A 26,063-nucleotide genomic window follows, 5' to 3' on the forward strand; every position below is an offset into this window, starting at 1 on the left:
GAACTCATTTGTGAACCAAGCGTGCTATTCCAGTTTCCCAAGGTGCAAGATTAACGATGACCGAAAGCACCAATCAGCCACATCAGAAAGTGAAATTTTCAGAAAACCAGATTATTTAGGGTCGATCGACTTAACAAATTGTTGCACAGGCTGTGGTAGAGCCGGCACAAAAGTCTTTCTAAAACCCCTAACATCGAACACTCGCCACAAAATACCTACCGCTACCGTCAAGAAAAATAACGCTCCCAAAAAATTGAACACAGTAGACAGAAAACCGCTGTCCCTTTTTTTCGGAGGTGTAATATGTTTCATGCGATATACAGCCGGCTCGTAATCTCTCGCCTCCTCGCGATTACGCCGCGGTGTTTTGGGCCGCGAACTCGCACTGCGGCTCTCAGTCAAACCCGTTTTATTAGTTTTAGTAAAACTGCTGGGCGACTTTAGCTCAGAAGCGCCGCGGGTTCCCGTTAACTTACTAGCAGAAGCCCCCGTGTGGCCAACAGCAGCATCCTGAATTCTGCTGTTAGGGCGCTGAGTCGATTTGCGTTCGGCGAGGGTACGCATCAAACTTTGCAATTGCTGAGTCGCCGCCGGCGGGCGTTCCCCTTTCCTCGCCCAATTTAACAGCATCGCCCCGGTAATCCCGCAGAGATTCGTAGCGCCTACAGAAGCCAGCCGCTTCAGCAGAGGCTGGCTGTTGGACACAAAAATCACCAATGCGTCCGGGTGTTCTTGAGCCAAACCGTAAACGCACTGAGCCGTCGCCACCACCAGCATTGCTGGCTTGCTTTGATTTTTGATCGAAGGTTCGAGAGCGCGGTGTGTTTCCTGAGCGTCAGTTGCAATCCAGCCGCTGTCGGCAAAAAATCGCATAAACTCTCTAGCTACTTGCTCTTGAGCTTTTTCCACCGCTTGCCCTGTCAGACGATCTATTTCGTCGTACACTACTTCCGGGATATAGCAAGTTCCCACCTTCGCATATTCTTGCCAAACTTGGGTTCGGCCAGTCATTAAAACATCTGCATCAAAAGTTACCAATACAGGAGGAAGTTGATTAGCCATGACTGTATCCTATAGGCTCAGATAACTTATTTAAACTTAATCGATCGAGTTTAAACAAATTTTTGGTTGTAAAAAAATCAACTTTTGGTAGTAGATAAATTGCCCTGGGCGCGGGTATTAATGGGAAATTAGTAGTTAGGAACCCGATCGCCCTTCAGTTACCAGTTCGATCGCTCAATTCCTATATTCCACTAATTTACCGCAACCCAAGAGCCTATTACCAAAGATGCCCGACTACTGCTAATTCCCTATTCCCAGACGGCCAGCCAAAGCCGGAGTCAACGGCAACAGCGCAGCAATCATCAAGAACAAAGCTAGCAAACCCAAAGCCGCGCGAGCGTCGTCAGGCTCAGTCAGCTCGTTGAGGCTCGGCCGCTCCAGATTCCGCTGTAAAATCAGAATCACGATCGCCCAATACAGAGCCAAAGGATTAACTAAAGAAACGATAGCCAGCACCACAAAAGTCGCCAAAGTAGTTCTACTGGCTATTTTCCGACCGTAGATGGCTTGCACAATTCTACCGCCGTCCAACTGTCCCGCCGGCATCAAATTAATCGCCGTTATTACCAAGCCCAACCAACCGATAACTACCAGCGGGTGAACGTCAACAATCTGCTGCTGCAACGCCGAACCCAAAACCACTTTTGCCAAAGTTCCCACCAAAACCGAGCCCTTGAAAAATTCTGCGGGAATTTGAAACAAACTGCCGGGGTGAGACAGCAGCAAACCCGTTACCAGCATTAGCAGAGAAACTATTCCCCCAGCGGCTGACCCGGCAAAAGCGATGTCAAACAAAACTTTACGGTTGGGCAGCAGCGACTCAAAACGGTCGATCGCTCCAAAACAACCTATCTGCAAAGTTGGTATAAAAAACGGCCAACTCAAGCCAACCTTGTACCGATTTGCCAGCACTCGGCGAGCAATTTCCCCAGATCCTAAAACCGCCCAAATTCCCGCTGCAATTGGCAGAACTTCTAGATATCTAGCGGGCGAGTTAAAGAAATCGAAACTTAGCAGCAAACCGCCTGTCTCTAAGCTAGTAGCAATTGTTGCCAGCAGCAGGACGACTGCTAGGATTTTTTGAGACACTGTTGTGGGCTGCGGGTCGTTGGTGCTGGGCAAGATAATAACTACGGGCTTGTCGTCCTGATTTTCTACTAAAAATAGGCGGTAGCGATCGTTTAATTTTTCTTCCAAACTTGCCGTCAAACGTGAGTGTACTTGTTCTGGGTCTCCTCGGAGATTGCCTTTGAGAATTACCCCATCTTGATAGGGAATCGTTTCTGTGGCAAAGAAAGTATCAATTCCAAAGATGCCTTTAATTGCCTTGAGGTCTTCCACCGGAACGGGAATTATTTCTGATTCATTATTCGCAGGCGACGAGGTGACGATCTTAATGGTTTCTGGGCCTGGTGGTCGCTGCGACTCAGGGGCAGAGAAAGCATCGCTTTGGGACTTTACCTCAGCAGCATCCGGCCGCGGCAGCACTGTATCGGATGCAGCCTTACGCAATTGCCGGCCCAGATAAATGTACAATCCCGTGGATGCCACTAGCAGCAACAATACCGCCACTAGATTGAGGTAAATTCCGGCGGCGAATAAACCAAAGAACAGCAGCCAGGGACTCATCAGCGCAACAGACTGCAACCAAGCCAAAATTCCCAGTTTGCCAAAAGGTCTGGCGCGATAAAATCCCCAACCCAGAATTCCCAGAGCAACCAATACGAGCGCAATTGTTGCCGTATTTTCCGATGCAACTATAGGCATTCCGGTTGTTTGCGCCAATAGGGGCTTTAAGCGGTCGATCGCGCTGCGGTCGAGTAATAGCATTAAATTTTGGGGAACATTAAATAGAGTTGTTGGGAACATATCCAAACCTGTCGGAAACTAGCCTGATTACTAAGGATAACCTCTGAGGGCTACTCGGCCCACAACCTGCTGCTGGTGGTGTTTGAACATCGCAGGATCTAGTCTATTGACACAATAGACTTTTTATGATAATACATCGGCTGTGTCAAACCTATACTCAGAAAGGTAGCAGTGTCGATCGCCCAGAAGCAGGAAGATTCGCCCAGTTTGGCAGGTGGGGCTTTTGCTTCGGATTTGTTTTGGATGCCCGAAATCCAAAACAAATCCGAAGCAAATAATATCTCAGCCTCTCTTTTCTTGGCAGGAGAAAACTGCTGAAACCCTAGCGATGGCAACGATGAATCGCTCAGGTAGGAATAGAAAGCGGCCAACAAGCAACTTGCAGAATGGGACAAGGAACTGAATCAGTTACACGAGCGCAACGGCGATTTGGGACTGAAGGTTCAGATGCTGGAGCAAGAACTCAAGGAAGTGCAGCGCGAGCGGGAGGAAAATAAAAACTCCGGTCCGACCGTCGCAGTTTTTCCAGAAGCGGCCGACTTGCTCAACCAGTTAAAAGCGCGACGCAAAAAATCCAGAGCGGACTTGGCAGACGTGGATACGTTCTTGGAAATATTGGGTTCGGAGAGTTAACCCGTGTCTACCGACAGGATGCCGGGATACCACCTGACCCAGATAAGCGGTGTTTCGCATTTGTTGTGCGAAACAAATGCACAACAAAAGCACAACAAATAAGGTTTGAGCCACTCTCTCCTTTTCGGTAAAGAACGGCTCAAAGCATTGATGGTATTAGGTTTTATTAACGGGTACGGCAGGACTTGAACCTGCGGCTCGCTGCTTAGAAGGCAGCTACTCTATCCAACTGAGTTACGCACCCAACTCAAAAATCGCTAACAACATTATTGTATAGGTGCAGTGTGCGATCGAGCAAGTAAATTATGTGATGACTTACGCAGAAACCGCTTTGAGGTGCAAAAATATGGCGTGCAGTGCGATGGTTCGGGAAAAAAACCAAGATGATGAGAGTGCCTTTGCCTTCAAGACTGTATCTGACAAAAGCTGGAGGAACTCACCTGCAAACAGCACAATTGTAAATTTACAATCAAAACTAGGTAGGACGTGAACTCGCGTAAAGTATTTAGGGGTCGAGTTGAAACCCAACTATTTGGTCGATCGGATATCTCTCCCAATTAAGACGGAACTCAGACAGCAAAAGAGTCACAGGTGCTTTTTCCCAGATGTCTATTGGTTATGTTAACCTCCCCTAGTGGCAAAGCCTAAAACGCTGACCCCATTAGCGAAAAACCAGAGCTCGTCTCCTGATTTGAGGTATGAGTTGAGCCAGAATGACTAATTTGCTGATCTTGAGTTATGTTGGCTAACATTATGCTCGACTTGATATTTGATAAAAATGTGGTAGAACTAGGATTGAAAGACTCAGGTGAAAATCCCTGATGGTACGGAGCCTCTATATAAGCTTCCTCTACGGCATCAAAGCAAAACAGTCAATCGCCTGCTCGGCACGAGCGAGAAAATCAAGCGTTGCCAGTACAGCAGTCGTAAATTGTGCGCGGGGGATTTTCCTTCGTGCATTGATTTATACGCCAAGGCTGAGAGACAATTTCAGCTTAGATATTTGTTAGCATTTGTTAGCAAAAAAGTATCGGAACGCTTGAGAAGAGAACCATCTCTGGGTGATCGGGAGCAATCCTGCTAATTTAAGTGGACTCGCTGAATCAAGAATCCCCTCGCCTTTAGGCATCGGGAGTGTCAAAAGCACAGCACCTCGGCCATGACAGGAGTCAAATCGCAGTGTCATGTTTATTCTGAAACGGCAGGATGTTGAAATAACCAATTTTCAACACCCAAAACGGGATCAACAAATTCCCATTCTCAATTATCAGGGGCAGACTTTTCGCCTGATCAGCGCCTTCAACGGCAAGCAAGCAGAAGACGCCAGAGCCTTGTGGCGGGACTTAACCGACAACCGAGGCAAAGCCTGTGTTCTGCTAGAAGAGCCGGATCGATATAGCGTCTGGGGAAAAGTCCGTTTAGATCAGCTTGCCGGTGAAGAACCGGCAGGGAATGAAGCAGCCAAAGCACCACTGTTCGCGCAGGCTTGTCTGCTGCTACTCCAAGCTGTTTACTTCGATGTAGAAGACCTTTTAGGCGCAAGGCAAGCCACATCGTTTCAGAAAGATATCGCCAAGGTATTTCAGCAGGGAAACTTCCCCCAGGCAGACTCCCCTGATGCGATAAAAAACTGGCTAACCGTTAGTCCCTTGCAATCTCACAAGGTGCCTCCTTGGCAAGAGCAGCATCTCAAAACCTTATTGCAAGAACTCCACCGCTTGGGCAAATCATATTTTGGCAATACGGACTTCGCGGAGGGAGTGAGCGATGTGCTGCAAGATATGCCAGCACCGGATCGGACTCAGTTTCTAGATTGGCTGAAACAATCAGCCCTCAACAAGTTGTGGATCGCAGGATAGAAAATCTGTGACAATTTCTCAGACAATTGGGTCCAGATAATTCAGCTTAGATAATTGCACTGTAGGGGGTACGCGATATACAAGTTGGATTGCCAACTTGTATTGACAACCAAATTGTTGATTCGGTTTGGATGCCACCTATGGTCTGGCAATTTAATTCAGTTTCGATCGCACTCCCCAGTCACAATCATTGATACGAGTGGGGAAGAGTGAAAGCAAAAAAACAGCTCCCTCAACCTTTGAGGGTATAATTTCAGAGATAGATTTGGTACTGTAAAAACCTTAATGGTGGAGACATCTACCGTATATCTATCATTATATTTCCGGGTACAAGATCGACTAACGACTAATTTATTGAATTAGTAAATAGAGATTATTCTTGCTTAGTCTTTCTATAGTGTACGAGGGCAAAAGTCCCGACGACACACTGAGGACGCCAGTTATTCCGGAAGCGTCAGATCTAGGTTTTTTAAGTTTTTTTGGCGAAAGAATCCTCATCTACAATCAAAGATTGAGATGGGGTGCGTTCAACCGCTAGTTAGGTCTCGTGGAATCCCTATGAGTAGCACTTCAGAAAAGTCATCTACATCTTCATCTTTACTGTCAGCTCAGACCCTAGTGATTGCAGGCATTGTCTGGGCTGTCATGGCGCTGCTGTTTTTTTTGCTGTTCAGCGTCCCCCTCTCAGCAGAAGAGGGTTTACCTCTGTGGTACTCGATCGGCACTTATATTTTTGAATGCGGAGCATACTTGGGAGCGGCTTTAGTCTGTTTTAGAAACTGGCAAAGCCCCCACATGGTCAGCGGGCGCAACGTCTGGCTGGGCATAGGTCTGGGGATGCTGTTCTATTTCATAGCCGGCGTGCTGTTCGGGATTTGGGAACTCTATTTCGGGTTAGACCCGGACGTGTCTCCAGCAGATGCGTTTTATCTGGCCAGCTATGTGGTACTGATCGGGGGCATGGTTGTAGCTGTGACTTCCAAGCGGCTGAATCTAGAAATTTGGCAGTGGGCTTTGTTAGCGGGAATTGCAGCCTTCGGGATAGCTGTAGCTATTTGGGTTGCTGCACCTGACTCTTGGAGGGCCCAGCTAGGAATGGCTCCGGCAGCCACTCAAGAAGAAGTAGTGACATCTGCACCAGCAACCGCTGCCACAGGAAGAGCGCCTGCTTTGGAAAATTCGTCTAAGTTACAGGCAAAAGCAGCCGCGACCGATGCTGCATCAGCACCCGAAGAAGAAGAAGCAGAAATCAAAGCTCCCGCATGGGTGATGGCACTTGACAAGCAACTGGCGCCTCACAAAAACGCAATCAATTTGTTTTACATCGTTGGGGATGTTTTTCTCCTGATTATTGCTACTGCATTGCTGCTGGCGTTTTGGGGAGGACGTTTTTCCCAATCTTGGAGAATGATTGCGGCTGCAACTTTTTCGCTTTACATCGCAGATATGTACTTTAAATGGCGCGATACTCAGGCTGAGGGTAGTTATCAAAGCGGCAGTTTGCTGGAAGTCTTTTTTGTTTTCAGCGCCATCCTGTTTGGGATTGGAGCTATCTTGGAACATGACATCTCAACCCGCTCTCGTCAGAGCAGGCGCAGTCGTCGCGCAGCGTAGCGATTGGAGATTGGGGTTGCTTTGGCAAGCGATGGGGACGCGAAAGCTTCTTTGCCCTTGTCGGCATCTCTGAGCTTGAAATCGAAGATGAAAAATCACAGTTCGCTGACTGCTAGCCTGCGTCTTTTCAAGTCTTTTTGCTGGGAAACTTGGCATGACGCCTACAAAACTCTCCGATTCAGACAAACGCGAACTCATCAGGCTGTACCGACAGTCAAACGAGAATACTATCACTCTGGCAAAGCGCTACGGAGTGAGCAGTTCTACTGTGAGGCGCATCATTCAGGGGGCTTTGTCGGAGCCGGAATACGAATTTCTAGTGCAGCAAAAACAAAAGCGTTTGTCCGATCGCAGCAGTGTTTCTGAACCGACAGAGGCGACTACTGAGTCGTCGGCAGATGATGGCGAAACCGATCCTGTAGCTGTCCCCCTGTCGGAGTCAGTCCCTGTCCTGCCGTCAGCCTCAAATTCGAGACCGACAATCCGAAAGCGTTCTAACTCAGTCCCTGAACCAGTTGCAGAACCAGAAATTCGAGGCAATGTAGAGTCTGATTTAGATGTTTCTGATGTGCCAGATGCCCCAGCAGCCAATCTTGCCGATCGAAGCCACCGCGCTGTTGTGACTGGTGAACTAAAGGCAATGCTGCCAGCAGAAGGGCTGCTGGCAGGTGAAGACTTTAGGGATTTCGAGGACGACGACGAGGATGAGGAGGATGAAGACGATTTAGATGACGACTTCGACGAAGATGTAGAGGATGAAGACTCTCTGTTTGAAGGCAGTCTCCTGGGTTCACTATCGTCGGGCGAGTCGATCCTCTTCGAGGGCTTCGCTAACGAGCTTCGGGGTACAGGACTGATTCAAGTTTTGCCTTTAAGCGAAGCATCTCTGCCCAAAATTTGTTATTTGGTGGTCGATCGGGCGGCAGAGTTAATCACTAGACCTCTAAAAGCTTTTGGCGAACTCGGTCAAATTCCGGCGGCGGAAATTCGCGAGAAAACCCTGGCAGTGTTTGACAATCACCGAGTGGCCCGCCGATTTGCTACTCGCAATCAAAGAGTTTTCAAGATTCCTGACAGCAGTATGCTGCAAAAAGCAGCACCTTATTTGCGAGCTAAGGGAATTACTCGATTGCTGATTGACGGTCAGGTATATTCCCTCTAAGGGATAAAATCTATTTAATATTGTACGGTGTCGGATTCTTCTGGATTTGCCTGAAATTTAGGACGCGAGTTTTGGGAATCTGAAAGGTTCCACAGCGGTTGCAGTAGCGCACCTCCGATAAGTCCTGCACTCAGGCTCATTGCCAATACTACTCCTACGGGCATTTGTATCGATTGAAAAAAGATAAAGTTTAAGGATACGGGGGCAGCGTTCTGCACTGAAACAATGCCGATCGCGCTTACTAAAATTGCTACTAAAAAACTAATGGCGAGCAGAGGAATTGTTTTCATAAACCGGTTGACAGGCTAATAATTTAAATTGTATAGTTGTTTTATAATTTAAATACGTGTAAAATTTTTATTTTGGCAAACATCCCATTATATAATACTCTACAATACAATTAGGGGAAAAGTCAAGTAGATGCGGAAAAAGAGAGGATTTTTTTAATTAATTAAAAATTTAACAAACATAAACAAATTGACACTTCCCAAACTTAAACAAATCCAAGTGTATTGCAAATATATAACTGACCCAGCAGTTATCAAAAATACGTAAGGTGCGCCAAGCGCACCTCACAATCCCAAACGCTAGGGAAAAAACCCCCGTTGGAATAGGTAGAAAATTAAACAGGTTCTAACTGGGAAATTACCTTTTCCATGTGTTGGGCAACTTGGCTTTCTTTTTCCACAGAATTGGTTTCCATGTAAACGCGCATCAAGGGTTCGGTTCCCGAAGGCCGCAGCAGTACCCAGCCACCGTCTTCAAGATAAAGTTTAATTCCGTCTTTGCGGCCGATTTCCTTAACGCCGATACCTGCTACTTCTTTGGGGGGATTCTTGGTAAAAGATTCCAAAACGGCTGCTTTGTGGGCTTCTTCTAGGTGCAAGTCCAAGCGTTTGTTGTACAGAGGGCCGTCGGCTTCTTTAATGGCTTCTTCGACTAGCTGAGACAGCGGTTTGCCTTCATAGGCGATCGCCTCAGCAACTAGCATATCAGCCAAAATCCCGTCTTTTTCGGGAATGTGACCCAAAACGCTCAAACCGCCAGATTCTTCGCCACCGATGAGCACCGCAGTTTCCCGCATTTTTTCGCCGATGTATTTAAAGCCGACTGCGGTTTCGTAGATTGTTAAACCGTACTTGGCGGCCAAATTGTCCAGCAAGTGGGTAGTTGCGACTGTACGGACGATCGCCCCAGTCAATCCTTTATTCTTAACCAAGTGACGGGCCAGCAGCAACAGTACAGTATTTGGAGTCAAGACATTTCCCAACTCGTCAACAATACCAAAGCGATCGCTGTCGCCATCGGTAGCTAAACCCAAATCCGCCGCATCCTTCTTAACAGCTTCCACTAACTCAACCAACTGTTCGCCCTTGGGTTCGGGCATTCCGCCGCCAAACAGCACGTCGCGGTAGGTGTGAAAACTTTCGACCTCGCAGCCGCAGTGTTCCAAAACGCCGTCGAGATAGCCGCGAGAAGTCGAGTAGAGAGCGTCGTACTTCACCTTCAACTTAGCAGAGCGAATCCGCTCCACATCGATCAAAGTATAAAGAAACTTCAGATATTCGGGTTTCGGGTCAAAAGTGGAGATTTTATCGTTGTGGCTGCCTTTGGCTGGGGCATCAGAAGCACCAGCAATATTTGCCACAATTGTATCAGTAATTTCCGGGGTAGCCGGGCCGGCGTAGTCCGGGATGTATTTGATGCCGCAGTAAGGTGCGGGATTGTGCGAAGCCGTGAACATCAGGGCCCCTGCGGAGTTGAGATGCTTGGCGCTGTAGGCGATGACTGGTGTGGGGCAATCTCGATCGACCACTTTCACTGTCCATCCCAAATCTGCCAATACTTCCGCCGAGGTGCGGGCGAACTCGTCTGCCAGAAAGCGGGTATCGTAGGAGACTAGAACTGGGCGGTCTTTGGTGTAAGCGGTTTCTAGGTAACTGGCGATCGCCCGGGTGACTTTTCGCACGTTGGCAAAAGTAAAGTCATGGGCAATCAGTCCTCGCCACCCATCGGTTCCGAACTTAATTTCAGTTGAATTGCTGCTAGCGCTCATAAAAAAACTCGGTAAGTGGGAAACTCAGCGGCTTTAGCCCTGAGAGGAAAACGGCGCGGCGATTTCAATCGCCTTGAATCCCCTTTCGGGGTTGGAGAGGGAATTTAATCAACCTCTCCAGTGAGGTATGGTTGCCTCAATCTCCCTTTCGGGGTAAAGTTCGCTTCGCCAATGTTATGAAGGCTTGTCACGCTTACAGCACTGTCTCAGTGACTTTAAGACTGTTTAACTGTAAACAACAGAGCGGAAAACTAGCGACGTATTCTCCGGTGTTATGACCTAAATAACGTAGTCAGTGAAGACTTAGGCTGGTCAGTACAGCTTGCGAGAGCTCTCTCTTACAAGCTCAGTGGCTTTAGCCCTGAGTTACTGACTTTATCCACTTCCTCTCGTCCTACTAATCCTACCCGAAGCCATAGCCTTAAAGACGTACTGGCCGTGCTGTTTGTGAGGATTGATCGCCGGTGGGGGCCGCATCAACCTAATCCTCTCGTTGTCGGGACAGGCTTCCGCCTCCGACAGAGGACTCGAACCCGCCGGATTTGGCAAAATGTGCCCGCTACCGGGGGAGTCACTCGCTAATTCCGGTTTTGAAGGGTAGGTGGTTGATCGAATGGACGACGATCAATTGCGGGCGATTCCCTACGGGATAGCTTCGCTTCACGGGGAAGCTAAACAACTGATCACAAAAAACTGCCCTGGCAATGGCATTAACTAAATGCACATAAATCTGATTCTCATCTCAAATTTAATTTTTTATTTAGAAAAACCGAGCGTTAAATTTATTGGGGTTTCATAACAATCGTCAGGCTCAAAATACATTTCTAATTGACCTATAGAAATAAATTAACCAAAGTCATCGCTAGATCGTGCTGTAGCCTAGCTTCATTAAGAAATTAGGGCGATCAACCAAAGCGCTCCACAACAAAGATAAAGTATTTCAAGCAGCAGTTTTTTTGAGGCAGACTTGACTTTAGTTATTAGATTTTAAGACAAATTAAATTTATTTCCAGTCCTCTTTATAGGTCAAAAAAATAAATTAGGATCGCGATCACAGAATGATGGTGATCGATCGCACAATAAATAACGTTATTAACGTGCAACTTATAAAAGATGCAGGCAGTCGAGCGAAATGGCTTATAGCTTTAAGCGTAATGGCTGATGACTTTCAACGTACAAATGCAGAAAATTGTAGTTAACAACGTTAAAAATTAGGGGAATCGATCGGGTGCGACTTAATAAAAAAACGAGGTTTATCATGACGGGTATTTCACAAATATCTTCAAAATCTTTACCAGCAGCCGACCAACTTCAACAGGGCGCAAGTCAGGCGCCCCAAGGTATTATCGGACTGGACACTGACAAACTCCCAAAAGCTAAAGGTGTCAGCGTTTCTTCCTTCGCAGTTAGCTGGGCAAAAAAATATTACAGTACAGTTGCGGCACGAGAGAACCAAGCGCCACGCCAAATTCTCCCAAGCCTCGATTTAACTACTTTTGAGGGAAATAGAGCCCCAATAGTTGACAAATTGACAGATACCCTGAAATTAGCCAGCGAGATAGCTTGGAGTAGAGTAGAAGCTCTTTTAGGGAAACAAATAGAGCGGCACGCGATCGATCCAAGTTTAATTAATTCTTTAGAAATGGCCGCCGATTCTCGCACCTTATATAAGAAAGCAATAGACGCTTATGCAGATAGAGAACCTGTTTTCCGCTTGTCAGTCCTGGTGGGAAAAGATATTATCAAAGTGAGGCGAAAATATTCAAAGACTGATCCGTTAGTGCTGGGATTTGTGACAATTGAGTTTCAATACACTAGCAAAATCTTGTTAGGATGTCTTTCGGAGTCAGAGCGAGCGGAATTTGCGCCCTACTTAAAAGTTGTAGACGACTACCTGCACATTCCCTACGGAGAGATTAACGAGGCTGCGGCGAATCAGCCCCCGAATTCAAGAGCTCTATTAGCCGTTCAGCATTTGTTGCAGCACACGACTCAGATTGCTAGTGCAGTGTACGATCGAGCTAGTGCTCAGCATCAAGGATACCGCAGCAGCAGCGGCTATTTGAGCGATCGAGAGGTAAAAATTTCTGGTATCCGTGATGTCGAGATTTTTCAAAGCTATTTGTGCTGGTGCGTTTTGGAAGGTAGTATTCGCCCGGTACAGCAAGAATTGTTTCCAATTTGCGTGATGTTGTATCCGAAACTTCATGTAAGTTGGGAGTTAGTGCAGGATATGCTGCTGATTTTATTTTGGGAAATATGCGATCGGCTTCCTGCTGAAGATTTAACGGTATTTGTACCTTACTTGCGTACTTTGACAGAGATGTTTTCCAGGGATGTGTTTGATAATTAGGGTATTGGGCATAGGGCATAGGGCATAAGGCATGGGGTCAAAAAGCGGAACTCTCGCGGAGGGATTTGGCATTGGGAATTGCCCATCTCTATTTAAAACTCCAAGCTGCGACTGCCAAACATCCCCAACCAACAATAAAAGCAACTCCCCCCAGTGGCGTAATTGCACCCAGCCATTTGATGTCGCTCAAACTTAGGGCGTACAAACTGCCTGAAAATATGATATTGCCGGCAATAAAAGCCCATCCAGCGACTGCAAAAAAGGTTTGAGACTCTTGGGCGCGGCTCAAGAGTAAAGCGACGAGTAATAGAGCCAGGGCATGGTACATTTGATATCGGGCGCCGGTCTCAAAAATTGTTAAAGCTCGATCGCTCAATTGATTTTTCAAAGCGTGGGAGGCGAAAGCACCGCCTGCAACGGATAAACCTCCGAATACCGCTGCGACTGCTATAAAAATACGAATTAAAATTAGCGTTGACATAATATTTATTGAATTGGGAAGAAGGAAGTTCGGCAACGAGCAATGTACGGGATGTAACGGATGTAACGGATGTCAGTCCGATGGAAGAAGGAAGAAGGAAGAAGGAAGAAGGAAGAAGGAAGAGGAAAAAACATCTAATTGTTGATATCGAAGGTGCGCGCTGCGTGCCGTCTTTGTCATTGCCAGCGGGAGCGAAGCAATCGCAGAGTATGGAAATTCACTTGCCTAACTTTGGTAAGGGAAGGTGCGCTAGGCGCACCCTAGGCTGATGAGAAATTAGCTTTCTTGTAGATATTTTTAACCTATTTCCGCACAGCTTCCAACAAGCGAGAATAGTAAAAGCTAGTGCTAGTCATCGCTGTTCTGTTAATAACAAAACCATTGTTTTCTAGGATTTTGATAATATCAGCTTCGCGGTGCTGGTAAGCCCGGGTAGTTTTGCTCGGGCCGGGGAAAAGTTCACCAATTTTTTTGAGGGCGGTGAGTGCTAAGGTTTTGGGTGCAAAACTAAGAATTAGTCGAGATTCGGCGATCGAACTTAGGTGAGCGATCATTTCTGCAGCCTTATTTTGAGGATAGTGGATTAGCACATCCAAACAAATCACTGTGTGGAATTTGCCGGTTAAAGCTTCCAAATCTTGGGCGGCGAAGGAGATGTTGTAGAGCTTGCCGGGAACTGCTGTCGATCGATCATAAGCTTCTGCTACCATCTTTTCAGAGATATCGCTAGCGCAAACAATTGCCCCAGCGTCAGCCAGAGGAATGCTCAGAGAGCCTACACCGCAGCCAGCATCGCAGACACAAAGCCCAGGCAAATTGCCGTCAGCTTGCAGCCATTTGATGACTGTATCCACCGTTTGCTGATGCCCGGTGCGGATGTCTAGCTGAACTTTATTGACTTTGCCCTCGCCGTAAATTCGCTGCCAGCGATCGAATCCCGTCGAGTTAAAATACTGTCTAACTATAGTCTTGTCGTCTACCAAATTCATCGATCTGCCTGCTGCTGATTTATTGCCAACGGTTAGATATTATATAGCAATCCGGTTCGGAAAATGTGCAACTTGCAACAACCGATTTTAGATTGGCGATTTGAGATTTTAGATTAAAACGGCACATCTAAAATCTCAAATCGATCGGGTAATACCAGTTCGCACATTCCCACTTCTGAAATTCTTTAATTTAAAATGGTATAACAGGTTAAAATAACCGATGCCAAGTCAATTGCTTTGTCGCAGCATTTAAATTCCAGCGCAACAATTGACTTGCCGATTTGCCAATAATTCCCGAAATTCCGATCGCCCTTCTCGGAGATTCAGTTGCCAAGGCGATCGCACTTTCGGCATCGCAAATTCCCCACTCCACCAAATTCTGCACTCCCGCCAACAGCGGCAGAGTAGTACCTGCCAAAGTAGCACATTCCAGGGCCGAGTGATAATCTAATCTTACCCAAGCTGTACCTTTTCTGACTTCAATTTGTCGGGAATCCCAAGGATAAACACCGTCAGGCAAGCCCAGGGGAGCCAAAGCATCGCTCACTAAAAAAACGCCTTTTTGATACCTACCAGCGCGTAGCAAAAAATCAATCATTGTCGGAGAAACGTGCTTCCCGTCAGCAATTAAACCGCATTTTACGCCCGGATAAACAATCGCCGCTCCCAACAAACCCGGTTCTCGGTGGTGCAAACTCGGCATCGCATTAAAAGCGTGAGTTACCATTGAAGCTCCCCGCTCAAATGCTTGTTGAGCTTGCTCTGCCGTCGCTTGGGAGTGTCCAAGACTGACGGAAATTCCCAAACTTTGCAAATAGGAAATGACTTCACCAGTGCTGTCTAACTCCGGCGCTAAAGTAATTATTTTGACAATATCGGCACAATCTCCTAAAACTTGCTTGACATTTTCTATAGTTAGCGGTAGCAAAAACTCAACTGGGTGAGCGCCTCGCTTCTGGGGGTTGAGAAAAGGGCCTTCGAGGTGAACGCCGATAATTTCCGCTGTTTTGGCTTTATTGGTTGTGGCAACAGTAGTTTGTACAGTGCGGATATAATCAGCTATAGTCGAGAGCGATCGCCTAAACTTATCCACCGAAGTTGTCACCAAAGTCGGCAAAAAAGCATCCACTCCCTGATTCCACAAAAATTGACAAATTTTCGGCAAAATTTCAATATGCTTGCTTTCTAAATCGGGAAAAGCAAAACCGAGGGCCCCGTTAATCTGCAAGTCAACACCGCCCAGAGAAAGCCAATCGCCTGCTACATCAAGCACGTGCAAATGGGGAGGACAAATCCGTTTAAATATGGCGTCCATCGGCAAAACTTCTTGAATGATTCCCCTTTCGTCAACAGCAAGCATCTGCAAATCCTTGCAACCGGGGAGGCGAGCATTGAGAATATCTGTGGGTGTGGCAGTTGGGGTTGTGGCTTCAGTCATCCGATTTTAGATTTTAGATTTTAGATTTAATATTCGCTACGGATAAATCCGGTGGCTGGCGATGAGGATGGGGAGCTTTTTGCTTTTTGCTGGCTCCATGGCTGCTCAGACGGGGGCTTGTGGCAAAATTGCTTTGAAGGGTCAGTTTTGGTACAAAATATCTAAATTTGAGTTAACGCAATCATTTAAAATTAGCATTTATCTGAAATCTCAAATCTGAAAATTTTATGAATCAAGCGACAGTTGGAATTATCATGGGTAGCGATTCGGATTTGCCAACAATGAAAGATGCGATCGCAGTTTGCGAAGAATTCAGTGTTGCTTGCTCCGTGGCGATCGTCTCGGCGCACCGCACCCCTGAGCGCATGGTGGAATACGCCCAAACCGCGCACCAACGAGGCTTGAAAGTCATTATCGCAGGAGCAGGGGGAGCGGCGCACCTTCCGGGTATGGTAGCATCTTTAACCCCCTTGCCCGTAATTGGGGTGCCTGTACCTAGCCGCCACCTGCAAGGGGTAGATTCGCTGTACTCGATCGTGCAAATGCCAGCCGGGATACCCGTAGCAACAGTGGGGATCGGCAACGCTAAGAATGCTGGCTTGCTGGCAGTTCAGATACTGGCAGCTCATCAGCCAGAATTGCTAGAGCGAGTTTTGCATTACCGCAAAACTTTGTCCGAATCTGTACTGAAAAAACAAAATCAACTAGAAGAGCTAGGCTATCATAACTATCTCAATCTCAACAAATAATCCATAAACTTTTGTAGTAAGATTGGAAAGTTTTCCGAATATTGCTGAGCTTACTAGCCGTAAAGAGGGTAAAAGTGATTAAAATGACTGTCGGAAAGAAAAAGTCGAAACAAGTCAGGCGGGAGGCTTTAAATTTGCCAGCAGCTAAATTTTTTACGAAAGTCAACAGGTTGAAGAAGTTACCACGGGCGATCGCCCGCCTCACTCCAAGTTGGCAAGCCTGCATACCTTTAGCTGCAATCATCGTCTTGGTGTGGGGATATGCGGCGGTAGCCCAAACCCCTGCCACGCCAACCACCGAGGAACAATTAGCAAGCCTTAAGGTGGGCATGGATACCATGTGGGTCATGGTGGCGGCGATGCTAGTGTTCTTTATGAACGCGGGTTTCTGTATGTTGGAAACCGGTTTTTGTCGTCAGAAAAATGCCGTTAACGTGTTGTCCAAAAACTTGATTGTTTTTGCGCTTTCTACGATCGCATTTTGGGCGATCGGCTTTGCGTTAATGTTCAGCGACGGCAACGGTTTTATCGGCAGCAGCGGCGGATTTTTTCTGTGGAATGTAGCCGACAACAGCCCCGCCACAGGAGACGCTTATCAAGGCATTTTCGACTCGCTTAACTGGACGGGAGTGCCTCTTAACGCTAAATTCTTTTTCCAATTAGTTTTTGCGGGAACTGCTGCCACGATCGTTTCTGGAGCCGTTGCAGAGCGAATTAAATTCCTGGAATTCTTAATTTTCAGCTTGCTGCTAGTAGGAATTGCTTACCCAATTACCGGACACTGGATTTGGGGCGGCGGCTGGCTGGCAGACGCAGGCTTCTACGATTTTGCGGGTTCGACAGTGATTCACTCGGTAGGCGGTTGGGCTGCTTTGATGGGAGCGGCATTTTTGGGGCCGCGGATCGGCAAGTACCGCGACGGCGATACTGTGGCGATGCCGGGGCACAATATGAGCATTGCCACCCTGGGCTGTTTGATTCTGTGGTTGGGTTGGTTCGGGTTCAATCCCGGTTCGACAATGGCAGTCGATCCAAATGCGATCGCCCACATTGCGCTCACCACCAACACCGCCGGTGCCTTCGGGGGAGCTGCTGCCACCATTACTGCTTGGCTGTACCTTGGCAAACCCGACCTTTCGATGATTATCAACGGCATCCTCGCCGGCTTAGTCGGGGTAACAGCTAGCTGCGCTTGGATCAACATACCCAACTCTGCCATTATAGGCACGATCGCCGGTATCATGGTAGTCTTCGCAGTAACTTTCTTCGACAACTTGAAAATTGACGACCCTGTAGGCGCAACTTCAGTTCACTTAGTCTGCGGCATCTGGGGAACTCTGGCAGTTGGCTTATTTGCTGACGGGCCTACAACTGGACTTTATACCACAGGCCCCGCAGCCGGATTGCTTGTGGGCGGAGGTTTCGGTCAACTATGGGCGCAGTTGGTCGGCATTATTTCTGTAGGCGGGATGACCGTGCTGCTGACTACGATTTTTTGGATGGCACTCAAAGCTTTGCTGGGTATCCGCGTTTCTGCTTTAGAGGAGGCTGAAGGTTTGGATATCGGCGAACACGGGATGGAAGCTTACACCGGGTTTGTGAAGGAAACCAGCTTGGATAACAGAAGTGAGAGCAGCTACGGCGGTTATGGTGGGGGTTCTGGAGGCAAGACTACCAAACTGTAGAGCGTGCGAAGATCTCGACCAATTCAGCTTTCGTGTCCTAGATTAGCTATTTATCAGCTAATTCACGCCTTTATTCAGAAAAACCACAATCTGAAATAACTGCTAAGTTATGGCTGTCTATCGTTGTGCTCGCGTTTCAATCTTCGATGCGAACGCGGGCATAATTTTATTTTTAGTTGACCTTTAATGGCTGACATATGACGTTGCACAATTTGAGGATGATTATGGTGGGGTGTCCCGCTTGCTGTGAAAATACACGCCTTTGGGCTACCATATCCCATCTGACAAAAAAATCAAAATCATGCCGCTATTATGCAAAGCCTTACATATAGTAGTTTCCGATTGCATGAGATGTGCGTCGGTAATTGGTAATTGAGAATCTGTAACTAACGAACTTTGCAAGCTGGTGTATTGATTATAGTTTACCGGCAATTGCTTTAAGTTCTTCAACGATGCGCTTGTTCTTGGGATTCCCGCTGCCATTCAGGCGGGCGGAGACAACAGTGATTATTTCTAATATATCTTTAGCTAAATCCTCGTCACAGCTAGTATTTTCGGTTTGATTTATAATCACTACCTCTGTCCCAAAGTGTTCGCACAAATTAAAAATTAGTTCAGAACCAAATCTCAGCAGTCTGTCTTTGTGAGTTAATACCAACCTTTCTACTTGATTGTCTGCGATCGCCCGAATTAGATGTTGTAAACCCCCCTTACTGTAATTAACCCCAGAACCTATATCCTCAATGATTTGGAATTGCCACCCCTGAGATGCACAAAACAATTCCAAAACTTGTTTTTGTCTGTCTAAATCATCTTTTTGGTTGTGACTGCTAACCCGAGCGTAAGCAACGGTTAAAGCGCCCTCGCGTTTTAAGCCCAGAAGATGAGCTAGGTCATAGCGTCTGTGACCGTTAGCGGTGCGTTCCGGTATTAGCTTGCCTTCGGCTTCCCACCTGCGTAACGTGGAAGCACTCACACCTTTAATTTTGGCTGCTTCAGTTATGGTTAATTTTTTCATTTTTGGATTTTAGCATCAGAAATGGGTAATTTCGGTAAGTTTTAGATATATTTTTGTGCACTGCAGCGGCTTTGACAAATCCGATTCTGGTGCCAGAAAGTTTGGTAGGCAGATTTTTTATGGTAAAGTAGTGCGAAAAAGCAAAGTTCTGCATCGCCGCCCTTGCCCAACACAGCACAGTGCTTGATTATTACAAGAATTGAGGCTTTAATTGAGCGGTAAAATTTGATGCAGCAATCAGTGCAAATTATTCGGTGTGAGGCCTGCAAATAGCTTGAGTTTATGGAGAAGTTTGGAGGAGGTAGCAGAAGTAGAACTCATAAATCCCTCTTAGGGATGGAAGTTAGCCGATCGAAAGCTGTTCCGGTTTGGGCTTTGCTATCTTTGGTGACGAACGGGGTACTGATACTTACAGTCGCTCAACTACTGCTGCGGGGACACAACTTGACAGAAAGCTTCCAGGCGAATGATGCGGTGACGGCAGAAGCGGCCCAGGAACAAATGGGCCAACCGGTGATCTCTGCAAAGGCAGTGCTAGACGTGCCCGTTCCAGGACCGCGACATAAATGGACTTACCAGCAGTGGGTGACGCAGTTGGGTCGCGAAGCTGAGGCGGTGGCGGCGAATCGACCCTCAAGACTGAGTGTTTTGGCTGGGGATTCTCTAAGTATGTGGTTCCCGACTAAGCTGTTACCAGTCGATCGAATTTGGCTGAATCAAGGGATTTCGGGGGAGACTTCCCTGGGTTTGCTGAAGCGGTTGCAGTTGTTCGATAGAACTGCCCCGGATACTGTGTTTGTGATGATTGGGATTAACGATTTGTTACGGGGAAGCACCGACGAAGGGATTTTGGACAACCAGCGGCAGATTATTCGCGATTTGCGGTGGGCTCACCCCAAAGCACAAGTGGTTGTGCAGTCGATTTTGCCCCACAGCGGGGAACAAGCTACTTGGGAAAATCGCGATCGGCTGTTGGCGATTCCTAACAGTCGGATTAGGGCAATAAATCGACGGCTGAAAGAAATTGCTAGTTCGGAAAATGTTTTGTATCTGGATTTGTACCCGCTGTTTGCGGATGCTGACGGCAATTTGCCAACTGAACTCAGCACAGACGGCTTGCACCTTAACGATCAAGGTTATCTGGTTTGGCGATCGGCCCTGCAACTGTTCGATCAGATGCAGTTGAAAAATGAGTCATGAGTCATGAGTTATTAGTAATTAGTCCTTAGTTAGAAAGATAAAGGATAAAGTAACATTCTCCCTAACTCTCCCCCTCTCCTCCTCCGACTCTCCCCAACTCAACACTCCCGCCCTCTCCTCAACTCCCCCTCTCCGATTACTCTGCGATCACTGGCTATGTCAAGTATCCACTGATAGATTAAGAAACATGATAGTTAGCTATTTAGTATAGGGTGATACAGAATAACTGTTGGTACAAATGGTGCAATCCAAAAGGCATAGACCATTAGATTGATAGTTGACGAATTTAGATGAGTCCGGCTATACGAAGTCGGGGGGTTGAGGATTGGGGAATTATCTATTGAAGATTTGTTCCGCTAAAACACGGACTTAAAACCAAATAACTATTGCATCTAAAATCCTCGCATCTAAAATCGGCTCGGTCTTCCCTGAAAATTGCTGAGTATGAGAAGGTACAACTAACGTGATCAAAAAAAGTTTAACGATCGGCATCATCGCGCTGTGGCTGTTAAGCGTACCGCTAACGGACAATGCCTTAGCTCAAGATGCTGCTGGTACTGCAGCAGCAGTGGTGCCGAATCCGATCAACAGCGGCGATACGGCCTGGATGTTGGTGTCATCAGCACTGGTATTGCTGATGACACCGGGGCTGGCGTTTTTCTACGGAGGATTGGTGCGATCGCGCAACGTCCTCAACACCATGATGATGAGCTTAGTCATGATGGGAGTGATCGGCGTCACCTGGACGTTGTGGGGCTACAGTTTAGCCTTTGACGTTTCCACTCCAGCGTCCGAAGGCTTTGGTAAGGGGATCGAAAGCTTCATCGGCGGCTTCGACTGGATGTTCTTGAACAACGTCACGGCGGAAGCACCAGATCCGATCGGCTATGCACCGACAATACCCCACCAAGTCTTCATGGTTTACCAGATGATGTTCGCCATCATCACTCCAGCCTTGATTTCAGGGGCGATCGTCGAACGGGTAACATTTAAAACCTATTTCTGGTTCGTACTGCTGTGGTCTACCTTCATCTACTCTCCTTTAGCCCACTGGGTTTGGGGTAGAGGCTGGCTGCAGGCGATCGGATCTCTGGACTTTGCCGGCGGCACAGTGGTACACATTAGTTCCGGTGTTTCTGCGGTTGTCGCAGCTTGGATGATCGGGCCCCGCAAAGACCACTTGAACAAGCCCCACACCCCTCACAACGTACCCTACGTCTTGCTGGGAATTGGGATGCTGTGGTTCGGCTGGTTTGGCTTCAACGGCGGTAGCGCTTTGGGAGCTGGTTCTTTAGCAACAGTGGCTTTTGTCACCACCATGATTTCTGCAGCAGCCGGCGGTTTAACTTGGACAATTGTGGAATGGGTGCTTAGAGGCAAACCGACAGCAGTGGGAATTGCTAGCGGTTTCCTCGCGGGATTGGTGGGCATCACACCTGCGGCTGGATTCGTACTTCCAGTGGGGGCGCTTTTGATCGGATCGATCACTTCGGTTTGCTGCTTCTTTGCCGTTAGTTTCCGGGCTAAGCTGGGATTTGACGACTCTTTGGATACCTTCCCGATTCACGGCGTCGGCGGAACTATAGGCGCGATTCTGACTGGCGTGTTTGCGACTAAAGCGGTTAATGCTGCCGGCAATGACGGGCTGTTTGCGGGGAATCCGGGGCTAATCGTGACCCAGTTTATAGGCGTTGTAGTTACTTACGTGTTTGCGGCTGTGGGCACTTTTGTGATCCTGAAAATTTTGGGGCAGTTTATGGAACTGCGAGTGCCGTCATCTGCTGAAGACCAAGGTTTGGATATCGGCGAGCACGGGGAAGAAGCTTACGGTGAGGATTTTGCCGGCGGTTTCAGTTCGTTTGAATCGAGTTCTCCTTTTTCGCCGAAGAAGGTTTGAAGCTGATTTTGTGAATAAGTTCGATCGTGCAGAGACTCAGCTATCTGGGTCTCTCGGCTTTTTTTAAGTTTTTTTTTAACGAACCGCGAAGGCGCGTTCCTTCTTTCTTGGCTCTCAATTCAATGTGTCGATCGTATAAATAGCATATCCCCTCTTCGCTACTGAGCCAATAATCGCGATCGCACCCCCGGCATTCTAAAATCAAAGGTAATTAACCTAGATTTCTACTCGATACCGCATGGATACTAAAGCTTTTAAACGATCGCTCCAACAGTCGGAAAACTACCACCGCAAGGGTTTCGGACACGAAGCTGAGGTAGCTGGGGTGATGCAGACGGCTTATCAAAGCAGTCTGATCCAGCAAATTCGTGACAATAATTACAGACTGGAACGCGGCGCAGTTACGATCCGGCTGGCTCAGGCTTTTGGGTTTTGCTGGGGGGTGGAACGCGCTGTAGCTATTGCTTACGAGACTCGCCAGCATTTCCCTTCGGAACGGATTTGGATTACTAATGAGATTATTCATAATCCGTCTGTCAATCAGCATTTGCGGGATATGGAAGTTGGTTTTATTGCTGTTGAAAAAGGGCAGAAAGATTTTTCTGTTGTCGATAGTGGCGATGTGGTAATTTTACCTGCTTTTGGAGCCAGTGTCCAAGAAATGCAGTTGCTTAATGATAAGGGCTGCAAGATTGTTGATACTACTTGTCCTTGGGTTTCTAAGGTTTGGAATACTGTTGAAAAGCACAAAAAAAAGGATTACACTTCGATTATTCACGGTCAGTATAAGCATGAGGAAACTGTAGCGACGAGTTCTTTTGCTGATAAGTATTTGATTGTCCTGAATTGGCAAGAAGCTGAATATGTCAGCAATTATATCTTGCAGGGGGGCGATCGCGCTGAGTTTCTTGCTAAATTTAGCAAGGCTTATTCTGCTGGTTTTGACCCAGATGTGGATTTGGAAAGCGTTGGTATTGCTAACCAAACTACTATGCTCAAAACTGAGACGGAGAATATTGGCAAGTTGTTTGAAAAAACGATGATGCGGAAGTTCGGGCCGGAGAATTTGAGCGAGCATTTTCTGAGTTTTAATACTATCTGCGATGCGACTCAGGAACGGCAAGATGCTATGTTGAGTTTGGTTGAGGAAAAGCTGGATTTGATGCTGGTGATTGGGGGTTTTAATTCTTCTAATACTACGCATTTGCAGGAAATTGCGATCGACAAAACTGTTCCTTCTTATCACATTGATTGTGCGGAGCGCATTTTACCGGGAAATCGGATCGAACACAAGCCTTTGGGGGGAGATTTGATCGTAACTGAAGGTTGGCTACCGGATGGTAAAATTGTAGTCGGCGTGACTTCGGGTGCTTCTACGCCGGATAAGGTTGTTGAAGATGCGATCAATCGCATTTTCGCGATGAAAGCAGTGGCGGCGATGGTCTAATTATATTATTTTGGCACTGCACTCGGAAGCATATTTTTCTCAGTGCAGGGCCAGTCTCTCTTTGCGAGTGCGATCGAGCGTCTCGCTCGCAAAAAGATATCATTCCGATGTTAAACTAATTTCAACCCCTTAATTCTCCCCAATTACCCGCTCGCTCGCATTTCTGATTTCTGATACTATTCACCCGCGTCATCCCCTCTGTGAATTTCTCCCTGCCTCCAAAAGATTATTTTTTAAATAAAATATTTAAAATTCGCCTTTTTTTGAGGGTAAAAAGCTTGACTTCGCTATTTTGATAATGTATTATTTAATAATGGGAATACTGGCAAGATTTAAATTTGTGTCACCACTACCATTATCTAAAATATACACCAAAAATCAACTTGAGTCAATAGGTAAAAACTCTTTTCTTTGCGCCGCAATTTGAAACTGCCCAAGGAACACGAACGATACAAAAATCGATGCAAAAAAAGGCGAATTAAGCTTTGTAGGCTATCCTAGATTGTCTGGTGTCTGCGTGCATCACGAAACGCAAGAGAGCGATTTATGCCATCTCCGACTTAAGGGGGATGCGAGTAGGAGCGAGGCTAAACTAGAAATAAGATCTATCGCACATTTGAGCCTAAAATTTATAGGCTTTAGTCGCCGTCTCTGACCGCGCCAAAAATTCGGGTAGTCTTAATCCAGCTAAAATAAAAGAAAAAGCAGGACTCGCGTGCCGAGTATTTCCTGAAACAATCGCTGACTCGCCAAATCACCGCAGGTATCGGAATGGCCGTGGCGCTGCTAATTTTAAATGCGGCAACTTTCTACCGCAATACTCTTAAGTTAGTCGAAAACGAACGGTGGGTGAGCCACACTCACAAAGTTTTAACCGAACTCGAAACCACGCTTTCCACCTTAAAAAATGCTGAAACCGGACAGCGCGGTTATTTAGTGACAGGAAAATAAAGTTATTTAAACCGTATCACAGCGCGATCGCCCGCATCAACCAACAAGTAGTTGGATTTCAGCAGCTAACCGCCGACAACAACCGGCAGGAACAGCCCATTCGCGACTTGAAAATTGCGATCGACTCTAAATTAGCCGAACTTGAAGCAGGGGAACGCATCTTATTGAACACTGTTTATCAGTGGTGAGTATATTTTGAGATAAATTCACCATTCTTAGAACCTACAGACACGCTTTGTAATGACTTTAGTAAGAAAACAGTAACTGATTGATGGTGGTTTTTACGTTTCTGCTAATTTTGAGAGAATAAAAATATTACAACCACTCTTTACAAGTTGTATAATAGTTAGTAATGAGTTAGAGAGAGAGAATTTAGTTAACTGCAACAGCGAGGACTTTAGTCAAATAGTCATCATCCCACCCGGCTCCAAGTCACTTATTTTTTGCTCTAGTTTTTGAAATTTTTTCTTGATTCAAAAGATTGAGTGAGATGTGTTTAATAATAGCAAATTTTTGCGGAGCATTATCTTTTATTCTCCGACAATCATCTTCACGGGAACCCACATCTAATACCAATGTAAATAATTTTTAATTCCCCAATGGCGGCGGACTGATTCACCCCGTTTTTGAGCATTATTTGGTAAAGTATTAATGTAATAACGAGCTTCAATAGTTGTTTTCCCTTCACAATTATCACGGATTCTATCAAGCCTATACTGTGAAGTTTGTCCCATTGATTGTCGGGTCAATCAGCTCTTTGATGTCACTTAACATGGTTGTAATGTCGGATGTCTGAGCGACCCTGGTTACTCTCTTTATTCGTCGAACAATCTGTATGTGTACATCCCAAAAATCCTTGTCTAATTGATTCTTTAAACAACTCTTCTACTCTGGCATACAGGGAGAGTTGGTTCTTTTTTAAGGTGATTACATAATCTCCTTCTTGTTCGACAATTGACTTCACAATTGACCTTTTACAGTCCATAGCATCAATAGTGACAATGCTTTCATTTAATTCTAATATTTTGAGTAAAGCCGGAATAGCTGTGATTTCATTAGACTTTTTATCAACCTTAACTTGTCCTAAAACTAATCTTTGACTGGTCGCCCCAGCTCTGAGCATATGAATTGCTTTTTTATCTCCTCCCCGATCGTAAGAATGGCGAAGAGTTTTGCCATCAATTGCGATTACTTCTCCTGGATTGAAGCAACTAATACATTAAATCTAACTCAAAAAATATTTCTGAAATTGCTCCGGTTTTAGGCGAAACAATCCTCGCGCAATTGTGTCATGTGAAGGTATGCCATTCGGCGATTCTAAAATTTTATTTAACCATTCGTATTTAGGTCGCCCGTAACTTCAATATCCACCCATGTATCAGCACTACAAATCACGGCACAAATTGAGAGGGTGATAATATCAATTAATTGATGATGTTTCATTCGCTCAATTCTTGGAGATTCTAAGTCGGTAAAATGGTCGGCGATGGTGATTTTAGGTTTGAGTTCCATACAGGTAAACCCTAATTAGGGTTTGCTGAATAATTGATCGCAGACCACTAGCAGGAGCGATCGATATATTCAAGGTGAGTTAAATATA

The 26,063-nt window shown here is 46.5% G+C and carries 21 protein-coding genes, 1 tRNA gene and 1 pseudogene; 13 read left to right on the forward strand and 10 right to left on the reverse strand.

Annotation, left to right across the window (positions count from 1 at the left end):
- Positions 1-111: 111 nt before the first annotated feature.
- Both QUA34_RS20675 and QUA34_RS20680 read right to left on the reverse strand, forming a co-directional pair.
- Positions 112-1,062 (reverse strand): hypothetical protein, encoded by a 951-nt coding sequence (locus tag QUA34_RS20675; RefSeq protein ID WP_333083531.1) that lies wholly within the window; start codon positions 1,060-1,062, stop codon positions 112-114.
- Positions 1,063-1,302: 240 nt separating this feature from the next.
- Complete coding sequence (locus QUA34_RS20680; protein WP_333322799.1) at positions 1,303-2,931, reverse strand: site-2 protease family protein; 1,629 nt, start codon at positions 2,929-2,931, stop codon at positions 1,303-1,305.
- Positions 2,932-3,378: 447 nt separating this feature from the next.
- Here QUA34_RS20680 and QUA34_RS20685 point away from each other — a divergent pair, with 447 nt between their 5' ends.
- Positions 3,379-3,564 (forward strand): hypothetical protein, encoded by a 186-nt coding sequence (locus QUA34_RS20685; protein ID WP_333322797.1) that lies wholly within the window; start codon positions 3,379-3,381, stop codon positions 3,562-3,564.
- A 170-nt stretch (positions 3,565-3,734) separates the two neighbouring features.
- Here QUA34_RS20685 and QUA34_RS20690 read toward each other — a convergent pair.
- Positions 3,735-3,808 (reverse strand) — tRNA-Arg (locus tag QUA34_RS20690).
- A 940-nt stretch (positions 3,809-4,748) separates the two neighbouring features.
- On the opposite strand from QUA34_RS20690, the gene QUA34_RS20695 reads away from it, so the two are divergent.
- From QUA34_RS20695 to QUA34_RS20705, 3 genes are all read left to right on the forward strand, one after another.
- Entirely contained in the window at positions 4,749-5,423 is a 675-nt protein-coding gene (locus QUA34_RS20695; RefSeq protein WP_333322795.1) for an Npun_F0813 family protein, read from the forward strand.
- A 558-nt stretch (positions 5,424-5,981) separates the two neighbouring features.
- The gene (locus QUA34_RS20700) at positions 5,982-7,037 is read left to right on the forward strand and encodes a hypothetical protein (RefSeq protein ID WP_333322793.1); all 1,056 of its coding nucleotides are present in this window, start codon (positions 5,982-5,984) and stop codon (positions 7,035-7,037) included.
- 154 nt (positions 7,038-7,191) lie between these two features.
- The gene (locus tag QUA34_RS20705) at positions 7,192-8,199 is read left to right on the forward strand and encodes a hypothetical protein (RefSeq protein WP_333389093.1); all 1,008 of its coding nucleotides are present in this window, start codon (positions 7,192-7,194) and stop codon (positions 8,197-8,199) included.
- Between the two features lie 14 nt (positions 8,200-8,213).
- Here QUA34_RS20705 and QUA34_RS20710 read toward each other — a convergent pair whose 3' ends face one another.
- Complete coding sequence (locus QUA34_RS20710) at positions 8,214-8,489, reverse strand: LapA family protein (RefSeq protein ID WP_333322789.1); 276 nt, start codon at positions 8,487-8,489, stop codon at positions 8,214-8,216.
- Positions 8,490-8,821: 332 nt separating this feature from the next.
- Entirely contained in the window at positions 8,822-10,255 is a 1,434-nt protein-coding gene (locus QUA34_RS20715) for a phosphoglucomutase/phosphomannomutase family protein (RefSeq protein WP_333389094.1), read from the reverse strand.
- A gap of 1,258 nt (positions 10,256-11,513) precedes the next feature.
- Between QUA34_RS20715 and QUA34_RS20720 the strand changes: the two genes are divergently transcribed.
- Positions 11,514-12,608 (forward strand): hypothetical protein, encoded by a 1,095-nt coding sequence (locus QUA34_RS20720; protein ID WP_333322785.1) that lies wholly within the window; start codon positions 11,514-11,516, stop codon positions 12,606-12,608.
- Between the two features lie 88 nt (positions 12,609-12,696).
- On the opposite strand, the gene QUA34_RS20725 is transcribed toward QUA34_RS20720, so the two are convergent.
- Positions 12,697-13,089 (reverse strand): DUF423 domain-containing protein, encoded by a 393-nt coding sequence (locus QUA34_RS20725; protein ID WP_333322783.1) that lies wholly within the window; start codon positions 13,087-13,089, stop codon positions 12,697-12,699.
- An 8-nt stretch (positions 13,090-13,097) separates the two neighbouring features.
- On the opposite strand from QUA34_RS20725, the gene QUA34_RS20730 reads away from it, so the two are divergent.
- Positions 13,098-13,358: a hypothetical protein gene (locus QUA34_RS20730; RefSeq protein WP_333389095.1), complete on the forward strand. Its 261-nt coding sequence runs from the start codon at positions 13,098-13,100 to the stop codon at positions 13,356-13,358.
- A gap of 33 nt (positions 13,359-13,391) precedes the next feature.
- Here QUA34_RS20730 and bchM read toward each other — a convergent pair whose 3' ends face one another.
- Entirely contained in the window at positions 13,392-14,078 is a 687-nt protein-coding gene (gene bchM / locus QUA34_RS20735) for a magnesium protoporphyrin IX methyltransferase (protein ID WP_333322779.1), read from the reverse strand.
- A 208-nt stretch (positions 14,079-14,286) separates the two neighbouring features.
- Complete coding sequence (gene nagA, locus QUA34_RS20740; RefSeq protein ID WP_333389096.1) at positions 14,287-15,516, reverse strand: N-acetylglucosamine-6-phosphate deacetylase; 1,230 nt, start codon at positions 15,514-15,516, stop codon at positions 14,287-14,289.
- A 227-nt stretch (positions 15,517-15,743) separates the two neighbouring features.
- Between nagA and purE the strand changes: the two genes are divergently transcribed.
- Together purE and QUA34_RS20750 are read left to right on the forward strand one after the other, a co-directional pair.
- On the forward strand, positions 15,744-16,265 hold the full coding sequence (gene purE, locus QUA34_RS20745) for a 5-(carboxyamino)imidazole ribonucleotide mutase (RefSeq protein WP_333081709.1): 522 nt from the start codon (positions 15,744-15,746) through the stop codon (positions 16,263-16,265).
- An 83-nt stretch (positions 16,266-16,348) separates the two neighbouring features.
- Positions 16,349-17,950 (forward strand): ammonium transporter, encoded by a 1,602-nt coding sequence (locus QUA34_RS20750; protein ID WP_333389097.1) that lies wholly within the window; start codon positions 16,349-16,351, stop codon positions 17,948-17,950.
- A gap of 415 nt (positions 17,951-18,365) precedes the next feature.
- Here the strand turns inward: QUA34_RS20750 and QUA34_RS20755 are convergent, their stop codons facing one another.
- Positions 18,366-18,968 (reverse strand): IS607 family transposase, encoded by a 603-nt coding sequence (locus tag QUA34_RS20755; RefSeq protein WP_333389098.1) that lies wholly within the window; start codon positions 18,966-18,968, stop codon positions 18,366-18,368.
- Positions 18,969-19,250: 282 nt separating this feature from the next.
- On the opposite strand from QUA34_RS20755, the gene QUA34_RS20760 reads away from it, so the two are divergent.
- The 5 genes from QUA34_RS20760 to QUA34_RS20780 all read left to right on the forward strand — a co-directional run bounded on the left by QUA34_RS20760 (position 19,251) and on the right by QUA34_RS20780 (position 24,651).
- On the forward strand, positions 19,251-20,168 hold the full coding sequence (locus QUA34_RS20760) for an SGNH/GDSL hydrolase family protein (protein ID WP_333389099.1): 918 nt from the start codon (positions 19,251-19,253) through the stop codon (positions 20,166-20,168).
- Between the two features lie 463 nt (positions 20,169-20,631).
- On the forward strand, positions 20,632-22,065 hold the full coding sequence (locus QUA34_RS20765; protein WP_333389100.1) for an ammonium transporter: 1,434 nt from the start codon (positions 20,632-20,634) through the stop codon (positions 22,063-22,065).
- A gap of 238 nt (positions 22,066-22,303) precedes the next feature.
- Entirely contained in the window at positions 22,304-23,512 is a 1,209-nt protein-coding gene (locus tag QUA34_RS20770) for a 4-hydroxy-3-methylbut-2-enyl diphosphate reductase (RefSeq protein WP_333389101.1), read from the forward strand.
- A gap of 777 nt (positions 23,513-24,289) precedes the next feature.
- Positions 24,290-24,463: a CHASE3 domain-containing protein gene (locus QUA34_RS20775; RefSeq protein ID WP_333389102.1), complete on the forward strand. Its 174-nt coding sequence runs from the start codon at positions 24,290-24,292 to the stop codon at positions 24,461-24,463.
- Between the two features lie 35 nt (positions 24,464-24,498).
- On the forward strand, positions 24,499-24,651 hold the full coding sequence (locus QUA34_RS20780) for a hypothetical protein (protein ID WP_333389104.1): 153 nt from the start codon (positions 24,499-24,501) through the stop codon (positions 24,649-24,651).
- A gap of 244 nt (positions 24,652-24,895) precedes the next feature.
- Here the strand turns inward: QUA34_RS20780 and QUA34_RS20785 are convergent.
- Positions 24,896-25,975 (reverse strand): annotated as a pseudogene (locus QUA34_RS20785) (ISAs1 family transposase).
- Between the last annotated feature and the right edge of the window lie 88 nt (positions 25,976-26,063).

This window comes from Microcoleus sp. POL10_C6, assembly GCF_036701585.1.
Lineage (GTDB): Bacteria > Cyanobacteriota > Cyanobacteriia > Cyanobacteriales > Microcoleaceae > Microcoleus.